Annotated in this window: 17 protein-coding genes and 3 pseudogenes; 5 read left to right on the forward strand and 15 right to left on the reverse strand. The window is 49.8% G+C overall.

What is annotated here, in order from left to right; genetic code table 11:
* Nucleotides 1-118: 118 nt before the first annotated feature.
* From M3650_RS21405 to M3650_RS21415, 3 genes are all read left to right on the forward strand, one after another.
* The gene (locus tag M3650_RS21405) at nucleotides 119-1,225 is read left to right on the forward strand and encodes a nitric oxide synthase oxygenase (RefSeq protein WP_251577615.1); all 1,107 of its coding nucleotides are present in this window, start codon (nucleotides 119-121) and stop codon (nucleotides 1,223-1,225) included.
* 203 nt (nucleotides 1,226-1,428) lie between these two features.
* A complete protein-coding gene (locus M3650_RS21410) occupies nucleotides 1,429-3,903 on the forward strand; it encodes an ATP-binding cassette domain-containing protein (protein ID WP_251577617.1) in 2,475 nt (824 codons plus the stop codon).
* 169 nt (nucleotides 3,904-4,072) lie between these two features.
* Nucleotides 4,073-4,450: a MarR family winged helix-turn-helix transcriptional regulator gene (locus M3650_RS21415; RefSeq protein ID WP_251577619.1), complete on the forward strand. Its 378-nt coding sequence runs from the start codon at nucleotides 4,073-4,075 to the stop codon at nucleotides 4,448-4,450.
* A gap of 120 nt (nucleotides 4,451-4,570) precedes the next feature.
* On the opposite strand, the gene M3650_RS21420 is transcribed toward M3650_RS21415, so the two are convergent.
* From M3650_RS21420 to M3650_RS21445, 6 genes are all read right to left on the reverse strand, one after another.
* Nucleotides 4,571-5,563 carry a phosphotransferase family protein gene (locus tag M3650_RS21420; protein ID WP_251577621.1) on the reverse strand — a complete coding sequence of 331 codons (993 nt, stop codon included), beginning with the start codon at nucleotides 5,561-5,563 and terminating at the stop codon, nucleotides 4,571-4,573.
* Nucleotides 5,564-5,900: 337 nt separating this feature from the next.
* Nucleotides 5,901-6,194, reverse strand: coding sequence for a P-loop NTPase family protein (locus tag M3650_RS21425; RefSeq protein WP_251577736.1), 294 nt, complete (start codon nucleotides 6,192-6,194; stop codon nucleotides 5,901-5,903).
* On the reverse strand, nucleotides 6,107-6,775 hold the full coding sequence (locus M3650_RS21430; protein ID WP_251577623.1) for a P-loop NTPase family protein: 669 nt from the start codon (nucleotides 6,773-6,775) through the stop codon (nucleotides 6,107-6,109). Before M3650_RS21430 ends, M3650_RS21425 begins: the two co-directional genes overlap by 88 nt.
* Nucleotides 6,776-7,170: 395 nt before the next feature.
* A complete protein-coding gene (locus M3650_RS21435) occupies nucleotides 7,171-8,745 on the reverse strand; it encodes a GMC family oxidoreductase (RefSeq protein ID WP_251577625.1) in 1,575 nt (524 codons plus the stop codon).
* Complete coding sequence (locus tag M3650_RS21440; protein WP_251577627.1) at nucleotides 8,742-9,338, reverse strand: gluconate 2-dehydrogenase subunit 3 family protein; 597 nt, start codon at nucleotides 9,336-9,338, stop codon at nucleotides 8,742-8,744. Before M3650_RS21440 ends, M3650_RS21435 begins: the two co-directional genes overlap by 4 nt.
* A 33-nt stretch (nucleotides 9,339-9,371) precedes the next feature.
* Nucleotides 9,372-9,767: a hypothetical protein gene (locus M3650_RS21445; RefSeq protein WP_019423179.1), complete on the reverse strand. Its 396-nt coding sequence runs from the start codon at nucleotides 9,765-9,767 to the stop codon at nucleotides 9,372-9,374.
* A gap of 208 nt (nucleotides 9,768-9,975) precedes the next feature.
* Here M3650_RS21445 and M3650_RS21450 point away from each other — a divergent pair, with 208 nt between their 5' ends.
* Entirely contained in the window at nucleotides 9,976-11,094 is a 1,119-nt protein-coding gene (locus tag M3650_RS21450) for a mandelate racemase/muconate lactonizing enzyme family protein (RefSeq protein ID WP_251577732.1), read from the forward strand.
* Between the two features lie 164 nt (nucleotides 11,095-11,258).
* Here the strand turns inward: M3650_RS21450 and M3650_RS21455 are convergent, their stop codons facing one another.
* The 9 genes and pseudogenes from M3650_RS21455 to M3650_RS21490 form a co-directional block, all read right to left on the reverse strand.
* A complete protein-coding gene (locus tag M3650_RS21455; protein WP_251577629.1) occupies nucleotides 11,259-11,687 on the reverse strand; it encodes a VOC family protein in 429 nt (142 codons plus the stop codon).
* A 217-nt stretch (nucleotides 11,688-11,904) separates the two neighbouring features.
* Entirely contained in the window at nucleotides 11,905-12,408 is a 504-nt protein-coding gene (locus tag M3650_RS21460) for a phosphotransferase enzyme family protein (protein ID WP_251577631.1), read from the reverse strand.
* A gap of 333 nt (nucleotides 12,409-12,741) precedes the next feature.
* Nucleotides 12,742-13,578, reverse strand: a complete 837-nt coding sequence (locus M3650_RS21465) for a hypothetical protein (RefSeq protein ID WP_251577633.1) — start codon at nucleotides 13,576-13,578, stop codon at nucleotides 12,742-12,744.
* 266 nt (nucleotides 13,579-13,844) lie between these two features.
* Nucleotides 13,845-14,570 (reverse strand): annotated as a pseudogene (locus tag M3650_RS21470) (Tn3 family transposase); the annotation flags it as partial.
* Between the two features lie 210 nt (nucleotides 14,571-14,780).
* Nucleotides 14,781-15,719 (reverse strand): alpha/beta hydrolase, encoded by a 939-nt coding sequence (locus M3650_RS21475; protein WP_251577635.1) that lies wholly within the window; start codon nucleotides 15,717-15,719, stop codon nucleotides 14,781-14,783.
* Between the two features lie 3 nt (nucleotides 15,720-15,722).
* Nucleotides 15,723-16,406 carry a hypothetical protein gene (locus tag M3650_RS32325; RefSeq protein ID WP_311295113.1) on the reverse strand — a complete coding sequence of 228 codons (684 nt, stop codon included), beginning with the start codon at nucleotides 16,404-16,406 and terminating at the stop codon, nucleotides 15,723-15,725.
* Nucleotides 16,407-16,418: 12 nt separating this feature from the next.
* On the reverse strand, nucleotides 16,419-16,865 hold the full coding sequence (locus tag M3650_RS32330) for a serine hydrolase domain-containing protein (RefSeq protein WP_311295114.1): 447 nt from the start codon (nucleotides 16,863-16,865) through the stop codon (nucleotides 16,419-16,421).
* A gap of 343 nt (nucleotides 16,866-17,208) precedes the next feature.
* Nucleotides 17,209-18,574: pseudogene (locus M3650_RS21485) on the reverse strand (sensor histidine kinase).
* Nucleotides 18,571-19,246: pseudogene (locus M3650_RS21490) on the reverse strand (response regulator transcription factor). Before M3650_RS21490 ends, M3650_RS21485 begins: the two co-directional pseudogenes overlap by 4 nt.
* Before the next feature lie 538 nt (nucleotides 19,247-19,784).
* On the opposite strand from M3650_RS21490, the gene M3650_RS21495 reads away from it, so the two are divergent.
* Nucleotides 19,785-20,024, forward strand: coding sequence for a transposase (locus M3650_RS21495; RefSeq protein ID WP_483311775.1), 240 nt, complete (start codon nucleotides 19,785-19,787; stop codon nucleotides 20,022-20,024).
* Nucleotides 20,025-20,044 lie beyond the last annotated feature (20 nt).

The following is a 20,044-nucleotide window of genomic DNA, read 5'->3' on the forward strand; positions in this document are numbered from 1 at the left end:
GACATCTTGTGTGTCATCAATTCAGGGGGTTCATAAAAAGTTCGTCAGCGGATATACCTGCGGTATCATTCCTATGTTAATCTGAGAAGACAGCAATCGGAGAGAGGACATCATTCACATGACGATACAATATAATCATTCGCTGTGGACAGCGGCATCGGAGTTCTTACGGCAATGCTACCATGAGTTGGGAATAAATGATAGCAGCCTCGCGGACAGATTACAAGAAGTCGCCCGTGAGATAGAAGCAACGAGCACTTATTCGCACACGGCGGAAGAGCTGGCGCACGGGGCGAAGATGGCTTGGCGCAACAGCAACCGCTGTATCGGCCGCCTCTTCTGGCCGTCCCTGCATGTGTTCGACGCCCGGTATGCCGAGACCGAGGAGGACATCCATGCTGCTCTGCTAAGGCATATCGAGTTCGCCACGAACGAGGGCCGGATCCGGCCGACGATAACGGTCTTTCCCGCTGCGGAACAAGGCCGTGACCGAGTTCGCATCTGGAATCATCAGCTCATTCGCTACGCAGGGTATGTGACAGAACAAGGCGTGGTCGGGGATCCGCATTCTGTGCCGTTCACGAAGCAGTGCCAATCATTCGGTTGGCAAGGGACGGGAACTCCCTTCGACGTGCTGCCGCTAGTCGTACAGACCGGGAATAATCCGCCACAATGGTACGAGCTGCCTCCCGCCAGCGTAATGGAAGTGTCATTGACACATCCGGAATTTGCGTGGTTCGAAGAGCTGGGACTCAAATGGTACGCCGTTCCGATCATTTCGGACATGCGTCTTGACATCGGCGGCATCTCCTATAACGCGGCCCCCTTCAACGGCTGGTACATGGGTACAGAGATCGGCGCGCGCAATCTCGCGGATGACACGCGCTATCATGTGCTGCCAGCCGTGGCCGATCGCATGGGGCTGTCGACGGCTTCGAACACGACGCTATGGAAAGACAAGGCGCTCGTCGAGCTCAATGTCGCCGTGTTGCATTCCTTCAAAGAAGCTGGCGTCAGCATCGTCGATCATCATACGGCCGCGCAGCAGTTCATGCGCTTCGAAGAGCAGGAACGTCAGGCAGACCGTCCGCTAACGGGCGACTGGACCTGGTTGATTCCGCCTTTATCGCCAGCTGCGACGCCAATCTTCCACCGAAGCTACGACAACGGCGAGATGAGCCCGAATTTCCACTACCAGCAGGCGCCTTATGCAGCGAATGACTAAGCTCCTGCTCATCTTGTCTGATTCTTTCAATATCTCGATCGACAAGGCCTGTCCTAAATCAGTTGTGCTGATATAGGACAGGCCTCTTTATATTTTCCCCGCCGAAAAAGTTGACAGAAATCCCTTCGCGCAGTATATTAGTTACCCAAGATAATAGTTAACCCATTCAACTATATAAAATCATGTTCAAGAAGGTGAATGCTATGACTGGCAATCAAGACTGGATTATAATTACAGGTGCCAGAGAACACAATTTAAAAAATATCGAGGTCCGCTTCCCCCGTAATCAATTAACCGTCGTGACCGGCGTATCCGGCTCCGGGAAATCAACCTTGATGTTCAACATCCTCTGTCAGGAAGGCGAACGCAAATTCATCCGCGCGACCGGAAGGGTTCCAGACAATGTAGAACGGCCCGATTACGATGATATACTCGGGCTCTCACCCATTATCAGCGTGAATCAGCATCATCATAACTACAGTCCGCGATCAACAGTCGGGACGTATAGCGAAGCGTACACGTATCTCCGTTTACTGTATACGGCCATCGGCGAGCGGCCTTGCCCGAACTGTCACGACACTATCGTCTATGCGGATCTCCGCTCGGCGCCGAGATCGCCTGCCGAAGATGCTGCAACTGGCTTGGAATGCTACCCATGTCCAACATGCGGCTCCCCTGTCGAGAACATTACGATGGCCCATTTCTCATTTAATACCGAACAAGGTGCCTGTCCGGCCTGCATGGGCTTGGGTGAACAGGTCGAGCCGGTTATCAATGCCATACTCCGCCCGGATCTGTCTATTCAAGAAGGCGGCATTCAAGTATGGAAAAAAGGGTTCATTTGGCACTTCGGTCCGCTGCTGGTGCGAGCGGCTAAATATTACAATTTGCCTTTCGGTGAAGAAGATCTAAGACGCCCGATCGGCGAGCTGCCCGAAATCGTCCGCCATCTTCTACAGTACGGAACAGACGACCCGCGGATTCGAGCGCTTCGGCCCGATGCCCCCGCCCCTTCTAATATGAAGGAAGGCAAGTATGAAGGAGCCATCAACAGCTTGATGCGGCGCTATTACGAGGAAGCCGGTGAGGATGCGGACGAGGAGTTCGCCTCATTTTTGCGCCCGGCCGCTTGTCCGGCATGTCAGGGCACGCGGTTGAAGCCGTCCAGCTTGGAAGTGACAGTGAATGGCACGCCGATACACCATTTGCTGCGTATATCGATTCGGGATCTACTGGCGTGGCTGAACGAGCTGCCGCACGCGCTGGAGACGCGTTATGTCGAAGCGGTACAGCCGATATTGGCGGAGTTGACGGATCGGGCGCAAAGCTTGGTCGATACAGGTCTGGGGTATTTGACACTAGACCGTGGCTTCTCCACCTTGTCCGGTGGCGAAGCGCAGCGGATGAGACTGTCATCGCTGCTTAACTCGAATTTGACAGGCATGGTGTGCGTGTTGGACGAGCCGACGGCCGGACTGCATCCGCAGGACACGGATTCACTAGTGGCCGCCATGAAAAAGCTGCGGGATTTAGGAAATACGATTATCGTGGTCGAGCACGATCTCAATGTGATCAAGCAATCCGATTACGTTGTGGACATCGGTCCGGCTGCTGGCGAACAAGGCGGCCAAGTTATATTCCAGGGTGCGGTTGCTGATCTGCTGCAGCATCCGGCGTCGTTAACGGCCAAGTGCCTGCGTGAAGACGGACTCGCCTTGAAGCGAGACGTGCGCCAATGGAATCATGCCATTACCCTCACCGAAGCGTGCACGCATAACTTGAAACGGATCTCCGTCGACATTCCGATCGGCGTGCTGACGGCAATTACCGGCGTATCCGGCTCTGGGAAATCCACGCTCATCCTGCAGGAACTGCTCGATCGACTGCATACGCTGCCTGGATCGGATCAGATCCAGCATACCATCGTCGTCGATCAGCATGCGATGGGCAAAATGGCACGATCGAACGCGGCGACCTATACAAAAGTGTTCGATCATATCCGCGAGCATTATCGGCAGCTGGCGAAGCGCGAAGGCATGAAGCTGAAGGCGTCGGACTTCTCCTTCAACGTGGGTGGAGGACGATGTGAGGCGTGCAAAGGAACCGGCCAATTGAAGCTTCAAATGCACTTCATGCCCGCCCGTTATCTGACATGCCCCACTTGCCAAGGCAAGCGATATAATGAGACAATCTTAGGCATAACGTATCGCGGCCGGCATATTGCCGACGTGCTGGACATGAGTATTGCGGAGGCGCAAGAACTTTTTCAAGATATTCCAGACATTGTACGAATATTGGACTGCTTGGTTGATATCGGTTTGGGCTATTTACCGCTCGGACAACCGGCCAACACCTTCTCCGGCGGTGAAGCCCAACGAGTGAAGCTGGCTTCCGAGCTGGCTGGAACGAGACGAAATCACACGCTATACATTTTGGATGAGCCTTCAATCGGCCTGCATGACAGCGATACAGGCAAGCTGATGAACGTGCTGGACCGTCTGGTAGACAAAGGAAATACGGTCATCGTCATCGAGCATCATCTCCAGCTCATTCGCCAGGCTGATTGGATTATCGAGCTTGGACCGAAGGGTGGAAATGAAGGCGGTGAAGTCATTGCGGAAGGTACGCCGCAAACCTTGCGAACGCATTCGGGTTCGATATTGAAGCGCTATTTATAGCCGTCGTCGATAGAACATCAAGCATGCCCAATAATAATTCCAGGTTGTTCCGGATTACTCTAGGATCATCCATGATGAGCCGGGGATGCTTGCGTGTTGACAGAAAGGAACATTGCCATTGAACGACTTCAACTCTTTCGAGAAGGAATTCACTTCTTTTCAATGCAAGGTGGTATCACATCATAACAAATTCAATATTCAAGGTATCACATCCGCTCAATTCAATATTATCGATTACTTAGACAAGCATGGGCCGAAGACGGCCCGTGAATTGGCGGAAGCATTTCACGCCTCGCTTCCGGGCATCTCGAAGCTGACGAAGAAGCTCATCGACAAGAACATGATATCGCAGACGCGGGATGAAACGGACCGGAGATATTATCATCATGCGGTAACGGAAGAAGGCCGAGGTTTTCTGCGTGCGGCCGCGACATCCCGGAATGAAGTGATGGACAGCATCAAGCTGACGTTGAACGAGGAAGAACTGGAGCAATTTACGGTGTTGTGCCAAAAAATTAACCGTTCGCTCGCCGAGGCGAAGGAGTAAATGGGCCCCTCAAGCAAACAAGGGAAGCATACCGAGCACATGCATATCTTATCGATGCATTTGCCGGGTGCTTCCCTTGTTGTTTTTGTTAATGATGTAAGTACATTTTTGAATTCGCTCTTATACGTGCGCTAGCTCAGTCATATGCCGAAGCTGCTCGAACGTAGCTTCAGCGAGCGCTTTTTCATGAAGATACTGCGCTTCATTGTTGTTCTGCACCTTATGGAAATAGGCGTTCATCAGTTGCAGCAGGAACATGTACGAAGTCCGGCGGATGTTCGCTTCATGCGAATCGTCCAACGTACGGCCATAACCTCTCATAAAGTGCGGGTTGTTGCCCCATAACGCAAATTCGTATTCCCGATCGCCGAACAACGCGCGGTCCGCATCGATAACAGCGGCGATGTCCCATGTACCGTTCTCTTCCCGTACCAACACATTTGGTTCCCACAGATCGTTATGCACAAAACGCGGCGCTTCTGCCAACTCGAACACATGCTTATGTTCACGGAAAAAGTCGTAATACGTTTGCATCACCATCTCGTCAAACACTTCGAACCGGGTCGTCTTCTCCGCGATCTCATCGGTGAAGGCTGCAATGAAGTCCCACCATGTGCGATACGCCCGTTCAGGATGATCCGGCTGAGGCCAGCCGTAATAGTCCGCCGTGATGCTGTGCATAGCCGCTGTAGCTTTCCCGAGGCGTTCTTGGATCGTGCTGCGATCCATATCCGACATTTTCGCTTCGTGAAGCGGAATGCCAGCCACATACTCTAGTACGACGTAGCTGCGCGGGATGATGCGATACGAATCGTCAAATGCCAGGATACGCGGCACGGGAATACCGACCCGGCGCAACTGCTCGTAAATCCACGGTTCCTTCGCCATCATTTCGCGTTCGAATTGGAACAACAGCTCTTGCCGGGACGGAGCAAAGCGGATGATTACATTCTGGTCAGGACACTTTGTAGTGACGAGATACGTCGTATTGAACAGTCCGCCTTCCCGCAGCTTCGCCTCCGCCACAACCGTATCACGGTCAAATACGTGTTGAATAATGCGGGTCAGGCTATATTCATCCACAGCTTTAAAAATCCTTGAATTCTCATTCATGCTGAATCACTCCTCGAAGTAATCGAATTCATGTATGTCATTCATTAACAATTATCATAGACTTGCCTAACCTAGAATATAGCTGAATGCACGAACTGTCGATAGCAATTGTTGCATGAAAACGAATTAAATTTGAACTTTTGGTGACAATTGCAACAAAACAAAAGCGGCGGCTCCTATTAGGCCGGATTGACATCCAGAACGGCTTCCAGAATGATATCCATAATTGACTTCCGGAGCAATTTCATCAGTTCATTGTACCCGATCAATCACTCGGTTGATTTCAATTCAACTTATATTGAAGGTGCGATTCCAATATAAGTTTACATAATATATATTACGTTAATTTAGCTTCTAAAAATCGATCTACTTGCTCCAAACACGCCTCCCAATCGTAGCCTGAGTTATCTAGAATTAAATGTTTCCAAGGGAGAAGCTTCAATACCTCTTTCTCGATGCTTTTGCGTTCACGCAGCACCTCAAGGCAGCCTTCCAGTCCCGTCAAGCCATGCGCTAATCCGTAGCCTTGCGATGTGTGATAATTCAGGAAGCCTTCATACCATGATGATGACCGGGTAATCGCCGCACGTTCCAGCGTGTCCCGTATATCTGACTGATCATAATAGAACAATACAGGCTCGAGCTTCCGCACCCGCTCGGCCAGATCCAGTATGAACGACAGGATGTTCCGGCGGGCTGCATGGTGCCGCACGAGCATGGCGACAGTGTATTTTGCAGGAAGCAGCATTCGAAAATATACACCTTCTCCTCTGCGGCAGCGCGCGCTCCGAATCGTTCCCAACGTGACAGCAGCAGCTCGCAATACTTCTCCATCGGCAGACCGTCGTAAATATCATACGGACGCACTTGCTGGATGATCGCATTCATTTCAGCCTGCTTGGACGGAGCGGACCGCTCCCCTCCAGCCATTGCATGCATTCGGCCATAGCAGAACAAGTAATCCTCATCCTCATGTACTGTACAGGCCAATACCGTATCCCGCTCATGCGGAAATAGGCGCATCAGCTCCTTGAACTGTTCTTCCGTTAGACAAGCGGTATATTCGTAATCCGCTGGATGATCCGTGTTGCCTTCCAAATACAGCTCAGCCACAACCCCCCGCTCCCGAAGCTTGTCATAGATGTGCTGCGCTGTCGTCGTCTTGCCCGAACCTGCTACACCTTCAACAATAATCAACTTGGTGTTTTTCATCCTTCTTCTCTCTCCTTTACCCGTCGTCCACGGGCGCACAAATAGCCGCAGGAACATCCCTGCGGCTATTACTTCAAGGCACAACACGCCGATTCAAGTCAAGAAAACCGCAGGAATCCGTCGCCTGCGGCCGTTCATTACGGTAACAAACATGAAACATGCAAGCGTATCTGGCGGGATACATATACGCTTTCCGCTTCTCGCGCGCCATTCGGGACGGAATATATGAACATGTTATATGGAACGTTCGCATTGCCCTTCAACATGAGTTCCCGTCTCCTTTCAGTTTGCATGTATATGATTGAATCCATTTTATTTTATGTTCTCTCCCAAACTGTGTCAACTATATTTCCCATGCCAATTCATCATGTGATGCCTATTTCCCGCTCGTGCGTTTACAGTTCTCTGCGTCTGGCCTGTTCCTTGATATAATCTGCGGTCCGAAGTGCCAATGCCATGACCGTGTTCGTCGGATTCGCTCCACCAGACGTGACGAAGATGCTCGCATCGCATACGAACAGGTTCGGAATGTCGTGACTCTGTCCATAAGAGTTGACGACCGATGAACGGGCATCGTTGCCCATGCGGCAACCGCCCATCAAATGCGCCGTATCAGGGACAACAAACCGGACATGACCACCCGCCGCCTCCAAGATGGAGCTCATCGTTACCACCGCATGATCGATGAGCTTGCGATCATTCTCACCGTAGCTGAACGTTACTTTCGCCCGGGGCAGCCCATACTCGTCCTTCTCCTCGGCCAGCGAGACCCGGTTGTCCGGATTCGGAAGCACCTCGCCGACCATGGTTGCACGGGCGTAATAGTTGTAATCGAGCATTTCCTCCCGCAGCCTTTTGCCCCAGAGCGGACCTGACTGCGATTGGCTGATCGCTTGTCCGAAGCTGACGGGACGGGCCCCGTGCGCATGCAGCGAATAGCCTCGCACGAATCCACGCTCCCGATTGGTCTCGTAGAAATCCTGGGTCGTCGCGAGCACGGGAGTGCCTTTATATAGCCGAATGTCACGATCGAATTTGGCGTACACGTCATGACTAGAATGCGGCATGATGGCCTTGCCTACCCATCCGCTGCTGTTAGCCAGCCCGTCCGGGAATTGCGAATTCGCTGAATGGAGCAGCAGGCGCGGCGTCTCAACTGCGTATGCGGACAAGATGACGACCTTAGCCCGCTGTTTATACTTCTTCCCTTCGTGCATGAACTCCACTCCGGAAGCCTTGCCGTCTGACTTCATGAGCACCTGGGTCACCATGCAATCCGCCAACACTTCCGCGCCAGCCTGCATCGCTTTTGGAATATGAACAATTAACGTACTGAACTTCGAGTTCGGCATGCATCCTTGATTGCAAAAGCCGCGGTTGATGCATGGCGGACGGCCTTCGAACGGCGCGGACAGAATGGCAAGCGGCGGCACGGAAGAGCGGATGCCCAGCTTCTCACATCCCTGCATAAATGTATAAGCGTTCGGACTGAGCGGCTCGCGCTCCGGATACGGGTACGGGCCGTGATAGCTGCCCCACGGGAAATGCTTTGGCCCGGATACAGCAATTTCCTGTTCGTTGCGCAAATAATATGGCTCTAGATCCTGATACGTTATCGGCCAGTTCTCGCCCACGCCGTCTACCGATTTCACACGAAAATCCGATTCGTGAAACCGCAGGAAGACGGCCGTAAAATGGACCGTTCCACCGCCTACGCCCCGGCCTGAGTTGTTGTGTCCCATCTTCAGCGGATTGTTCCCGTCCACGATGCGTGTGTCCTGCCAGCCTAAGTTCTTCATGGTGAGCTCGTCACTTGCGAAGTCGGACTGCGGATCGCGGAAAGGCCCCGCCTCCAGCACGACGACGCGCAGGCCCGCTTCGCTCAATTCCTTGGCCAACACGCCGCCAGCCGCTCCGGCGCCGACGATGACGACATCGGCCTCTTCATTGGCATACTTCCGTGTCATCATGCCTCCGTCTTCGCCTCCCATGGGTCGAGCTGACCGATATCGCCCCGGACATATCCTCGCGGATATGCCGGGCCCGCGTACCCAATCTCGGACCATATGTCCGGATGAGAGCAGTACGCATCGATTGCCGTGCCAAGCAGCTTCTTGAACAGCCCTTTCTGCTTAAGAGCAGTCCATTCCAGTGAGATCTGAAGCTTGCCCTGGCTTAACCGCTCCAAAATCTCAGATTGCTCTGCCCCCTCCAATTGGTCGAACGGTGCCCCATGTTCGTTCCGGGCCTTATTATCCAATAGTTGAAGACCTTCCCGTATGAGTGTCTTTTCTTCCGGCACTCCGGTTTTGCGCTGTCCCTCCCCTGTTTTACTCGTTATAATCTGATCAAAGTGCACCAATATGTATAAAATGACATTATCTCGATCATCGTCGACGAGCAACCTGCAGACTGCGCCAAGTGTCGCGAGCTCTAATTCTTGCAACGACTGACAAGTTGTATCTTTGCGCAACCGCTCGGTTACGATGTCCTGCGTATGTGAATCCCATTCGTCCCGTTCCTTCATCACATCGAACGAAGGATAATGACTCATTTTAGCCATAGCTTTAACCCCCTGTCTTCACCATGATTATCCTTAGACGGTCCAATACAAGGCTACCAAGCCCAAGGCGCTCATTGCCGTTATCATCAGCGGCAGCACAACGGGAGGCCCGATGAGAAAATTCCGGAACGCCCATCCTCCGACACGCTTGCCCACGCCGCTCACATGAAAGTAGAATCCGGCTAGACCGGCAACTGCCCCTATCCACATGAGCACTTGGAACAACCCCCTTATCCAACTCGCGTTGTTGAACGAAAGCAAGAGGCCTGCAACGAAAAAAACGGGTGTTGCGATTACCGGCACCCACATGGCCGCATGGTGGAAATTTTGCCGGTAGTGATATAACGTCACTTGAATGCCAATCATCAAAAAAGCAAGGCTGACGAACAAGATAAGGACACGGTCCAGCGACCAAGACGCCCACTCCATGCTGTTTCCCTCTTTTCATATCATCGTTACACCTAATATTTCCTTTCTCTTCTACCCGTATCCGTCACGATGAAAAAAACGGATCTCCGGTCTGTGCATATATGATAAACCGGTTCATAGTAACAGCCACGGCTTTGCATACTAGATAAAGGTTCGTTAATCAGAAAGATGCAGCAAAACAATTGCATGAAATGTAGAGGTGATCCCACTGCGAATTACACATATAGACACGTTCCCGCTGCTGTACCGGAATCCGAAGCCATACGGTGACGCCAACGGGCCGAAAGCATACCGCTCCACCTATCTTGTCCGCTTGATGACAGAATCCGGTATAACCGGATGGGGAGAGTGCTCGGGGTGGCTGCCTGCCTTGGAGTGCGCCTTCCGGGAGCAGATTATTCCCTATCTTCTCGGCCAAGACGCCCGATTGCGGTCAAAAATCGTTCAGACGATCGGCAGTTGGCATATCCGCCCGGCTTCAGCTGTCAGCATGGCGCTTACGGACATCGCCGCCCGCAGAACGGGACAATCGATATGCGGGTTATGGGGCGGACCGTTGCGCGAACAAGTTCCTGTGTATGCCTCATTTCAAACGTATACGGAAGATGACACGTGGGAGAAAGTTTCGCTCCGGCGGATTGAAGAAGCGCTCGCTCAAGGCTTTACGCATATGAAAGTGAAGGTGGGCGGGAAGCCGCTCGCCGATGACATGCGGCATATTCATTCCCTTCAATCCCGCTTCGGCAGACATATCGCACTCGCGATCGATGCCAATCAGAGCTACGACGCGGCAGCGGCATGCGCTTGGCAGCCACTCATCGGACAGTGGGACAATTGGATGTGGTTTGAGGAGCCTCTGCCGATGCATCAGTGGGAACAATATCTCTATTGCAGGCAAAAGCTGGGCCTTCCGATAAGTGGAGGCGAGAATGTGGCGGAGGCGAGAATATTCATGAACGCCGTGCAGCAGCAAGCCTTCGATATTATTCAGCCAGATCCGGTTCATGTCGGCGATCTGGATGAATATCGCGGGATCCTGCAGCTGGCGCGATTCGCCGGAGTGCGCGTCTCGCCGCACACTTATGACGGGGCGCTTGCACGCTGTTATGCCTTATATGCGCAAGCTTGCCTGAAGCCGTGGAGCAAGATAGAGCAAGATTCCATCGAGCCTGTCGAATGGGATGTAATGGATAATCCGTTCAATGCTCTCGTGCCGCTTCAGGCCGAGCAAGGCATGGTCCGCATTCCGTCAGGGATCGGAATCGGGCTTGAGGTCGATGAAGAGTTGCTCCGCCATTATCGTTGGGACGGCTCCCGCTATTGGTAGCTCGTGATTTCCCGCCGCTCGTCTCTTTCGTATTCCTTCCCTTCAAGGCCGAGGCACCCTGCCCGCAGTCGCAGCGGGCAAGGGTATGAGTCGGTGCGACGCGGTTGACAGGAAAGGCGAAGCATCCGCTTCGCCTTCTACATATCTTCCTCCGTGCTCTTGTATTATCGATTCGGGAAATCCAACTGCCAGCGGATGCCATACTGATCTTTAAGCACTGCGAATTTCGATTTCCAAAATGTGTACTGCAACGGCATGAACACTTGGCCGCCCAGTGACAACTGCTCGTACAAGCGATTGATTTCCTCTTCGGACTCACACGACACGGTTAACGCCACCTTGTGCCCATCTGCTTTATCGGACGGACCACCTAAGCTGTCTGCGCAATACAGCGTTTGTCCGGCTAACGTGAATTCGGCATGAATCAGCTTATCAGCGTCGGCATCAGAAATGGTCCATTCCAGATTGCTCTTCGCCTCCCCATATCGGGAAACGGTAACAATCTCACCGCCTCCGAACAGGGAAATGTAGTTTTTCATCGCTTCTTCCGCCTGACCGTTGAACATTAAGTAAGGCACGATTTTCGCTTTCATGCAATCAACCTCCGCCATCATTCAAATCGTGAATCCTGAGCAGCCGCCTATAATTTACCGCACCGACGCGTCCGCTATACAGTCCGGTCTCCTGTGCCGACTAGGCAAAACACCATATTATCATGAATGTAATGCGATTTTATAGCTTAGCCTTTTGATTTGCCTCTGTAAGTTTAACGCTGTTGAATTTTACTACGGATGTCATCCATCACATCAATCAGAGAATAAGTTCATACATGCGGATAAACCACGGAATTTGCTCCGGCAGCAGTGGATCAACAGATGTTTTTAGCGCATATCCGCGCACAAACTGCTGAATTCCTGGATGCGCGCCCTCAGTACCTTCCAGCCACAAATCCTTTAGGGTAAATGCAATATCGGCCGCATACCAGTAACGGGCACATTCGTCGAAATCAAATACGCCCACATCATCCACAACCCAATGCTGGTTATCCAAATCGAAATCATAATGTATCAGCCCATACGTATCTCGCATTTGCTTGAAGATGTGGTGCAGACGGCCAAGCCCCCGGCCCCACGCAACGAATTGCTCCTCCGTAAGCTGCTCATCATCGAATTGGTTCCCTTCTACCGCTTCGAACACCGTCGCATGGAACGTTCCCCACTGTGTCGGCACTTCTTCCACGTAACGGCCATTCCGGGATTTCACCGGTTGACCTGCACGGATAGACTGCTCTCGTAAATATAACAGCACGTCCATTTCCGCTTCGATGGTTTGATTTATCGTCTTGCTTTACCAAACGCGAAGTTAATGATTATTGCGTCCGCTCCCCCAACCATGACAGCTATATCCATAAAAAAGCGCAAAAAAGCCATGGCTCTCATCGCCATGGCTCAATACACCCATTATTGGTGCAGGTTACGCATCCGTACAGGAAAGTGAGGGGCAACGAAACGATAAGTCAGCATTGCAAATCATTAACTTCATCATCGTTCATTCTCACTCCCTTCCATTCAAGTTGATCGGATTATAGCATACTCACGCAGGAAAAGACAGGAATAATTTCTACAAGCGCTCCGCGCGTGACGTCCGTTACCCCCTGCGTCTGCGGGAACGATCAGGCCACGGGGCCGTGAACAAGGTCGCTGGCACGAACAAGACGGCCGCGAACAAGGCCACCCAGGCCAATGTATGCTGCATCCCTGCTTCATGTTGGCGCACAGCCTCCAGTGAATCGCCGACGACATATCCTGCTTTCGGCATTTCAACTTCCTCGCTTGGGTGATGCGGGGTCATTCCGGCAAAGGTGACCGCATCCGAGCCGTTCGGGAACTGCATCGGCACCAGCTTCCCTTCCTTCGCCTCACCGACGACGGTAACCTGCTGACCCCAAGCTACGCCTTCGTAAGACAAGGCCTTCCCCTTTGGCTCCAAAATGAGAACCTGTCTATCTTTCACGGTCTGTCCGCTCTGGCTCAAGACCTCTTCCTCGAGTATTATTGGCTGGTCCGTCAGACGATACACGGATGACATTAACGGAATTCCGTTTATCGTCAATCCTTCCGTACTTCCAACCGTAGATATGTATCGGATCATATAGGCGCATTTTCTGGAATTGCAGGACCATTCGCGTTCCTGCTTCACCAAGAGCGCATAATCATCGGCCAAATGCTCATCACGCGCCGGCAAGACGGACTGCAGCGGACCCGTCACCGCTACGATGCCGCTCGTATCGGGTCCAAGCGCCTGCACCTCTTGCGCTTGCTCCAGCGCATTCTCCCAGCCTTTGGATTCGCTGTACATCAATCCGAAGCCGCCAAAGACCAACAGGTCGGCAATGAGGAAAAAGATGAACCAGCCGCTGACGCCCCGCTTGGCAGTCCGCCTGACATTTCGTTTGGATGTAGCTGCATATCCTCGTTTTGTCATCATGCATCCCTTCTATCAACCGCTTTCTATCATCTTACCTTGTAGAGAAGAAAGGAACCAATCGAGCAAAATACCTATTTTTCTTGTGCTTCCCTACGCAATGACACCTTAGATCATCAGGATTTGACGGTTAGAATCAGTTCTTTTTATCCAAATGGGGGTCGCGCCAACAGTTTAACGAAAATATACGCTAAGATTTCGGACGCGTCCGGCTTGGCGTTTTTTCTTACTCTAAGCCCCAATAGTCCGGGTGTCCGGACCAATGGTTATTCGACTTCCTGCTGTTTAAGCGGTCGTAATGAATTAATAGATGTATTCTGCCTGAAATTGAATTTGTATTCGCCTAAGAAATTGATCTGCTCCCATCCAAGGGGAGAAATGTGGTTTAGTAATTCTTCCTGAATCTTTCCTTGCTTTTTGCGGTGTTCTGTTGCTTGCTGGAGATAGACGATATTCCAAACGCTGATAGTATTAATGATGATGTTCAATGCACTGGCCCGTTGGAGCTGATCTTGTAGTGCACGTTCCCGCAGCTCACCATGTTTGCCGAAAAAGATCGCTCTGGCAAGCGCGTTTATAGCTTCCCCCTTGTTCAACCCCCGATGGATTTTTCGCCGCAGCGCCTCGCTTGAAAGGTAATCCAGGATGAAGATCGTTTTTACGATTCGCCCCATTTCCCGCAACGCGGTAGCCAAACTGTTTTGTCTTGCATAGGAGCCGATTTTCCCCATAATGAGTGATGCTGAATCGGTTCCTTCCCGGATGGAGTAAGCCAATCGGAGAACATCGTCGTAGTTCTCCTGAATGATCCTTGTGTTAATCTGTCCACGCAGCAGCTTCTCCAACTTGGGGAAATCGGAAGGCTTCCCAATAGCGTACAGCTTGGAGTCAGCCAGGTCGCGTAAGCGCGGCGCAAAGCGAAAGCCGAGCAAATGCGTTAAACCAAAAATTTGATCGGTGTAACCGGCAGTATCCGTATAATGCTCCTCGATGCAGTATTGCTTTATTACGGTAAATCATTAAAATTTGTGTCTACTATCTTGACAGGGGTCCAAAACTAACCGCAGCCTTCTGTTTCTTTTTGCCATACTGGCTGCTTTGTTACTGGTGCTGTCTTTACGCAGTTTCCTGTGATTAACAAAAATACACCTCATCCAAGTCCAAGGATGAAGTGTATTTTTTGCTGTGCTCATTGATATCTTTTATTTTATTTCATTCATAAATTCCCTGAAATTTTCCACGATTTCTTTGGACCGGGTATGATGCAAATAGTGCCCACCTTCAAATGTCATCACTTTTCCATGTACAGAGTTTTTTATTTGCTCCTCATGAAGTGGTGTCCAGCCTTCCGTTTCGGTATCATTCGCTTGTAAAAAGAAAATAACCGGAAGGTTCGTTGGGAAGGTCAACTTTTCAGCAGCTTTAAAATTAGGAATGAAATGTTCGCCTTCACTTAAGATGTTAGGATTAAACATGTTTTTGAGCGTAAGAATTCTAATTTGTTCTCTTGTTGGATCATCAACGGTCGGTGTAATCAGTTGGTCAGGGGTCAGTTTCATTAACAATCGGGAGAAACCTGATTTTTTGAGCAGTTTATACGTTTCTGCCGGGAATGGAACATCCGTACCGTCTTGCGTTGGCACGCTGCTATCGATCCCGACAAATGCACTGACTTCGTTTTCATATTTGTTCACATAATCCAGTCCGTAAATGCCTGAAATGGAGTGGGCCATGAGAATATAGCGGTCAATATGAAGACGTTGTAAAGATTCGTGAATTTCACTTACCATGTTATCTAGGGTTCGTTCTTTTTCGGTAACATCACTTAGTCCATAACCAAAAGGCTCAATTACGACGACTCTGTAAAATGGAGACAGATCATCCACTAACGGCTTATAATCCAGAGCGGGTGCTGCCGTTCCAAAACCAGGTAATAGCACGACCGTTTCTTCGCCTTTCCCTTGAATCGTAACATTCATATTTTTACCGTCGACAAGTACAGACTGCCCGTAGGGTATTATTTTTCCTTGCTCCGATTTACTGCTGATTATATTGACTATAAAAACAATTGCAATAAAGAGTCCTATGGCTGCAACTAATGCGCCTATGGATTTAAGCATAAACACAAGTAATTTTTTCATGATTTAACCCCTTTCCTGTTTATTTTGTATAGCCGGCAAACCGTATTGGTATAACATAGACGAATATTTCTCATTTAATAAGTAATATTTTTTATTTTCACGCTTTTTCCATGCGGCAGTAACCTCTTTGGATAATTCATTGGTTTCAAGCTTCTCAGCGCTGTACTCCGAGATAGCCGTTTGTCCAAGCCCTGGTACGCTTATATATGAACGGGACCACAAGTAGGTACGGCCATTTTTCTCCACAAAAAATTTTATCTTTTCGGTGCCTTCTTCATTTACAAAAGAGCAATCAGCCGTATACGTATACTTTTGGGCAGGACTGTTCGGAGCGGCAATTGTGAATACAGACAGTTCTCCCGCAGTACTCATATCTACCTTTAACACAGTGGAACCGCTATAAACACCTGTATGCAGGGATAATTCCTGCGGCATATCCGCTTTTACAGGTATTATATATGATTTATCCGGCTTCAGTTCCTGAATTACAATTTTTTCCTGAATCGCACTAAGCAACAGTTCATTCGCCATCATTTCAGCGATTACGCTTGAACCCTCTGAAGAAGAAATTACGGCCGCAGCCATGTTCAGTTCTGGGAGCACAACTAATGATGAATGACAGGACATAGTATCTCCACCTTTGGTTAGTGCCTTGATACAGTATTGGTTAAATGGAAACAGGTTCACACTATCCCATCCTTATCCGTATGCAAAAGACGCATCGCTATATTCCGGCCACATGCCTTTTTTATACTCTTCTTGTTCCATGGCTGTTATCGACTCCTTAGAAAGAATGCCCTTGTTCTTTTCCGTGAAAATCTGTGAGAATTTAACGAGATCTTCAGCTGTAGAGTAGATGCCGCCGGTACCGATAATATTATAATTCTCAATGGGGAGATCCAAATCCACTTTACCTTCATCTACAAGCTTCATCACAGCGGCTGCGAGCACCACTTTGCTCGTTGAACCCACCCCGTAAACCGTATTTGAAGTAAGGGGGATATTGTCGTTTAGGTCGTTTTTGCCTGCCTGACCTGAGACCACAATTTCTCCATCATCGATGAGCGCATATTGCACACTTGGGATGCCGTATGTTTCTGTCAGCAGTGCGGCTTTTTCTACAGCTGTTTTTTCGGGTTTCATCATAAGCAAGAGGATTGGTATAATGGGGGGCCGGTGCGGCCATTGCAGACATTGGAGCAAGCATCGTCAGCACGAGAGTTGCAGCAGCTATAGAATTTCTTTTTCTTACTGTACTCATGCTCATCCTCATTTTTGTTACCTCTCTTGGTTTCACTCTCGCATCTATTCCTGTCTTCATCTATGTGTTGGGCTACCTTAACGGGGGCGCTAAAGACAGCATAGCCAACCAAGATGTCCCCCTAATGACGACAATATGAACGGAATATGAACAGGCAAAAAAAGCTGCGCCGTCACATGTAAGGAAGTTTGCACATGGTGGCGTAGCCTTGAGAAGGTATGAATCTAATCACCCTGCTGGTGTTGTGATTGGCAAGATGACAATGAAGGTCGTTCCTAGTCCGTATTCGCTCTCAACCCGGATGTCCCCTTGATGAAGCGATACGATCTGCTTTACAATGGCCAGTCCCATACCGCTTCCGTCATATTTCCGGCTGTGGGAACGATCGGCTTTAAAGAAGCGATCAAATATAAGCTTTTGGTCCTCCGGGAGAATACCAATGCCCGAATCGGATATACGGACCGTCACGTTTTTGATATCCTGTTTGATGCTGACGTCAATCCTGCCGCCATCCTTGGAAAATTTGATGCTATTGCCGAGGATATTGGTCCATACCTGATTTAACTGGTCATGATCAGCCGTGATTTTAACGGGCTGCAAATCAAGCTCGAACTGAATGTTGCGAGCTGACCATTGGGGTTGAATAGCGACGATTACTCGTCTGATCTGTTCATCCAGACTGAGCGTGACGAGCCGCATCTGCGGTGACTGCGATTCAAGTAAACTCAGCTTTAGCAGACTATCACTCATTTTGGACATTCGCGCAGCTTCAGTGATGATAATATCGAGATAACGGCTTCGTTCGTGATCCGGGAGGTCTACTTGCTTGAGCGCTATAGCATAACCGGAAATGGAAGTGAGCGGAGACTGAACTTCATGGGACACGTTTGTCACGAATTCCCTGCGCATCTGCTCAAGCTGCTGTAGATCGTGCATCATTTCTTCGAAGCTGCGAGCCAAAGTACCTAGCTCACCCTTTTGTTTAATATTAAGCTTGACGTTGAAATCTCCAGCAGCTATACGCCGGGTCGCTACTGTCAGCTTTTTGATCGGTTTCACCAGGAACATAGCCGCAATTAGAATCAATAAGCTTCCTGCTATCAACGAATAGATCAAAAAAGTTACAACAAACTTGATGAGAAATGAGGTTGGAGAGGGAGTGAGCGGCTCTGTAAACATTGCTCTGGTTCCCATTTCAGTTTTTATCGGCAACCCCAAGAAGATCGTATCGATCCCATTGACTTGAACCCTTCCTCTATCCAGCACTTTCTTCACTTGTTCCGTAGTCACAGGGAAAGCATGGTGTCCTGTAAGCTCTCCGTAGGATTGGAACTGATCCGTTTCTTCATAGATTCGAATGTGATAGGAATTGAGTTGCTTCATTTTACTTATAAACAATTCTGCTTCACGTAACGGCAATGTCTCGTAGATGCGGACGATGTCCTGGCCAAAGTCAAGTAAGGTGATTTGCAGGTTTTCGTTTAATTTATCTTGAAATATCCAAATTGCCGCAAAAAAAGCAATCATCGATCGTTCCCCCGATCACGGAGACCAGAAAGGTCAGGACTACGCGTGTATATAAGGAACCGATCATTCCTGTACCTCAAGCCGGTAACCAAGTCCGCGCACCGTTTCGATACGAAAATCGGAGGTAGCCGCGAAACGTTCGCGCAGACGTTTAATATGCACGTCTATCGTTCGATCATCGCCAGCATAATTGATCCCCCAAACTTGATCGATCAATTGCTCCCGCGTATAGACTTGTCCCGGTATTCCAGCGAGTTTATACAGTAATTCGAACTCCTTAAGCGGCAAGGGTGAGCGACTCCGCACCTCTCATGACCTTATAAGTCTGCCGGTCCAAAATGACGTTGCCTAACCGGATGGTCTGCGTGGAGTCCATACGCTATCGTTTCAACAGTGCCTTGACGCGAGCCGTCAACTCGAGCGGATCGAATGGCTTGGTCAAATAGTCATCTGTCCCGAGCTGGAATCCTTGCACTTTCTCCCAGGTTTCGCTTCTTGCAGTCAGCATAAGTAACGGAAGATCCGGATTGGCTCTTCGAAGTTCCTTGCATAACGCCCAGCCGTCCATGACCGGCATCATAATATCAAGGATGACCAAATCGACAGGCGTGGAGGCATAGATGGCCAGTGCTTCCTTGCCGTCAGCGGCTTCGGCCGTTGCAAATCCGTCGTTGCGCAAAAATAAACAGACGAGTTCGCGAATGTTCGCATCGTCGTCAGCAACCAATATCGTAGGCATTCGTTTCCTCTTCCCCTAAAAAGAATAATTCTTCGTTTGTGCAAGAGCGAAGAATGTCTACATATGCTGCCTCATTGGTTGAATACATGCAACGGTATTGATGTAAGAAATGATCTCTTTAAGTTATTATTGGCCTGCCCGGTCGCAGTCCAGATCGCATCCATAGCAGTACAGCGGTCAGATAGGGAGCGTGGCTTACGAGAAACTGGACGCCTCCATTGCCGCCGAAGGCGTTTGAACGAATTCCAATAGGCAAGTCATACCTTTTGGACTTTTCTCCACATTAAGTTGAAAGCTTGAATGCTTGAATAGTTGAATGCTACTGTTCATGAGATTATAGGGAAAAACGAACAATAATCTCACCGGAATCAGTTAAATTACTAAACTATAGGGAAATCGACCCGCTAAAATGTTTGGTTTGCTCCCAAAGTGGTCTTATTGGAGAAAAGAATGGGTGGATTAGATCTAGAATAAAAAGTGGACACCCTTAGAAATTAAAAAGAAAACAGTGAAATACATTCAAGAGCAGACAAAAACGATGCCGGAAATTGCAGAGGAATTACAAATTCCAGCGAAGACACTCCATCAATGGAAGGCACAATATCGTACATTTGAAAATGAACCTCTGGCGAATGCGGCGAAGGTTCGTGAACTGAAACAGCTCTTGAAGGAAAAAGAGCATGACCTAAAAGAAAAAGATCGCGAACTCGCCGACACGAAAGAGGAAATGGCGTTTTTAAAAAAGGCCATGCACATCTTCAGCAAACCAAGGAATTAAGGTTCCAGTTTATCGAAGAT

The organism is Paenibacillus sp. MER TA 81-3 (assembly GCF_023713585.1).
GTDB lineage: Bacteria > Bacillota > Bacilli > Paenibacillales > Paenibacillaceae > Paenibacillus_B > Paenibacillus_B profundus.

Bases quoted from the DNA above. Each gene is read 5' to 3' on its own strand.
- M3650_RS21405 (WP_251577615.1), top strand. From the start codon at position 119: ATGACGATACAATATAATCATTCGCTGTGGACAGCGGCATCGGAGTTC.
- M3650_RS21435 (WP_251577625.1), bottom strand. From the start codon at position 8,745: ATGATGACACGGAAGTATGCCAATGAAGAGGCCGATGTCGTCATCGTC.
- M3650_RS21420 (WP_251577621.1), bottom strand. From the start codon at position 5,563: ATGAATGAGAATTCAAGGATTTTTAAAGCTGTGGATGAATATAGCCTG.
- M3650_RS21460 (WP_251577631.1), bottom strand. From the start codon at position 12,408: ATGGACGTGCTGTTATATTTACGAGAGCAGTCTATCCGTGCAGGTCAA.
- M3650_RS21440 (WP_251577627.1), bottom strand. From the start codon at position 9,338: ATGGCTAAAATGAGTCATTATCCTTCGTTCGATGTGATGAAGGAACGG.
- M3650_RS21495 (WP_483311775.1), top strand. From the start codon at position 19,785: ATGCCGGAAATTGCAGAGGAATTACAAATTCCAGCGAAGACACTCCAT.
- M3650_RS21465 (WP_251577633.1), bottom strand. From the start codon at position 13,578: ATGACAAAACGAGGATATGCAGCTACATCCAAACGAAATGTCAGGCGG.
- M3650_RS21410 (WP_251577617.1), top strand. From the start codon at position 1,429: ATGACTGGCAATCAAGACTGGATTATAATTACAGGTGCCAGAGAACAC.
- M3650_RS21475 (WP_251577635.1), bottom strand. From the start codon at position 15,719: ATGAAAAAATTACTTGTGTTTATGCTTAAATCCATAGGCGCATTAGTT.
- M3650_RS21445 (WP_019423179.1), bottom strand. From the start codon at position 9,767: ATGGAGTGGGCGTCTTGGTCGCTGGACCGTGTCCTTATCTTGTTCGTC.
- M3650_RS32330 (WP_311295114.1), bottom strand. From the start codon at position 16,865: ATGATGAAACCCGAAAAAACAGCTGTAGAAAAAGCCGCACTGCTGACA.
- M3650_RS21455 (WP_251577629.1), bottom strand. From the start codon at position 11,687: ATGAAAGCGAAAATCGTGCCTTACTTAATGTTCAACGGTCAGGCGGAA.
- M3650_RS21430 (WP_251577623.1), bottom strand. From the start codon at position 6,775: ATGAAAAACACCAAGTTGATTATTGTTGAAGGTGTAGCAGGTTCGGGC.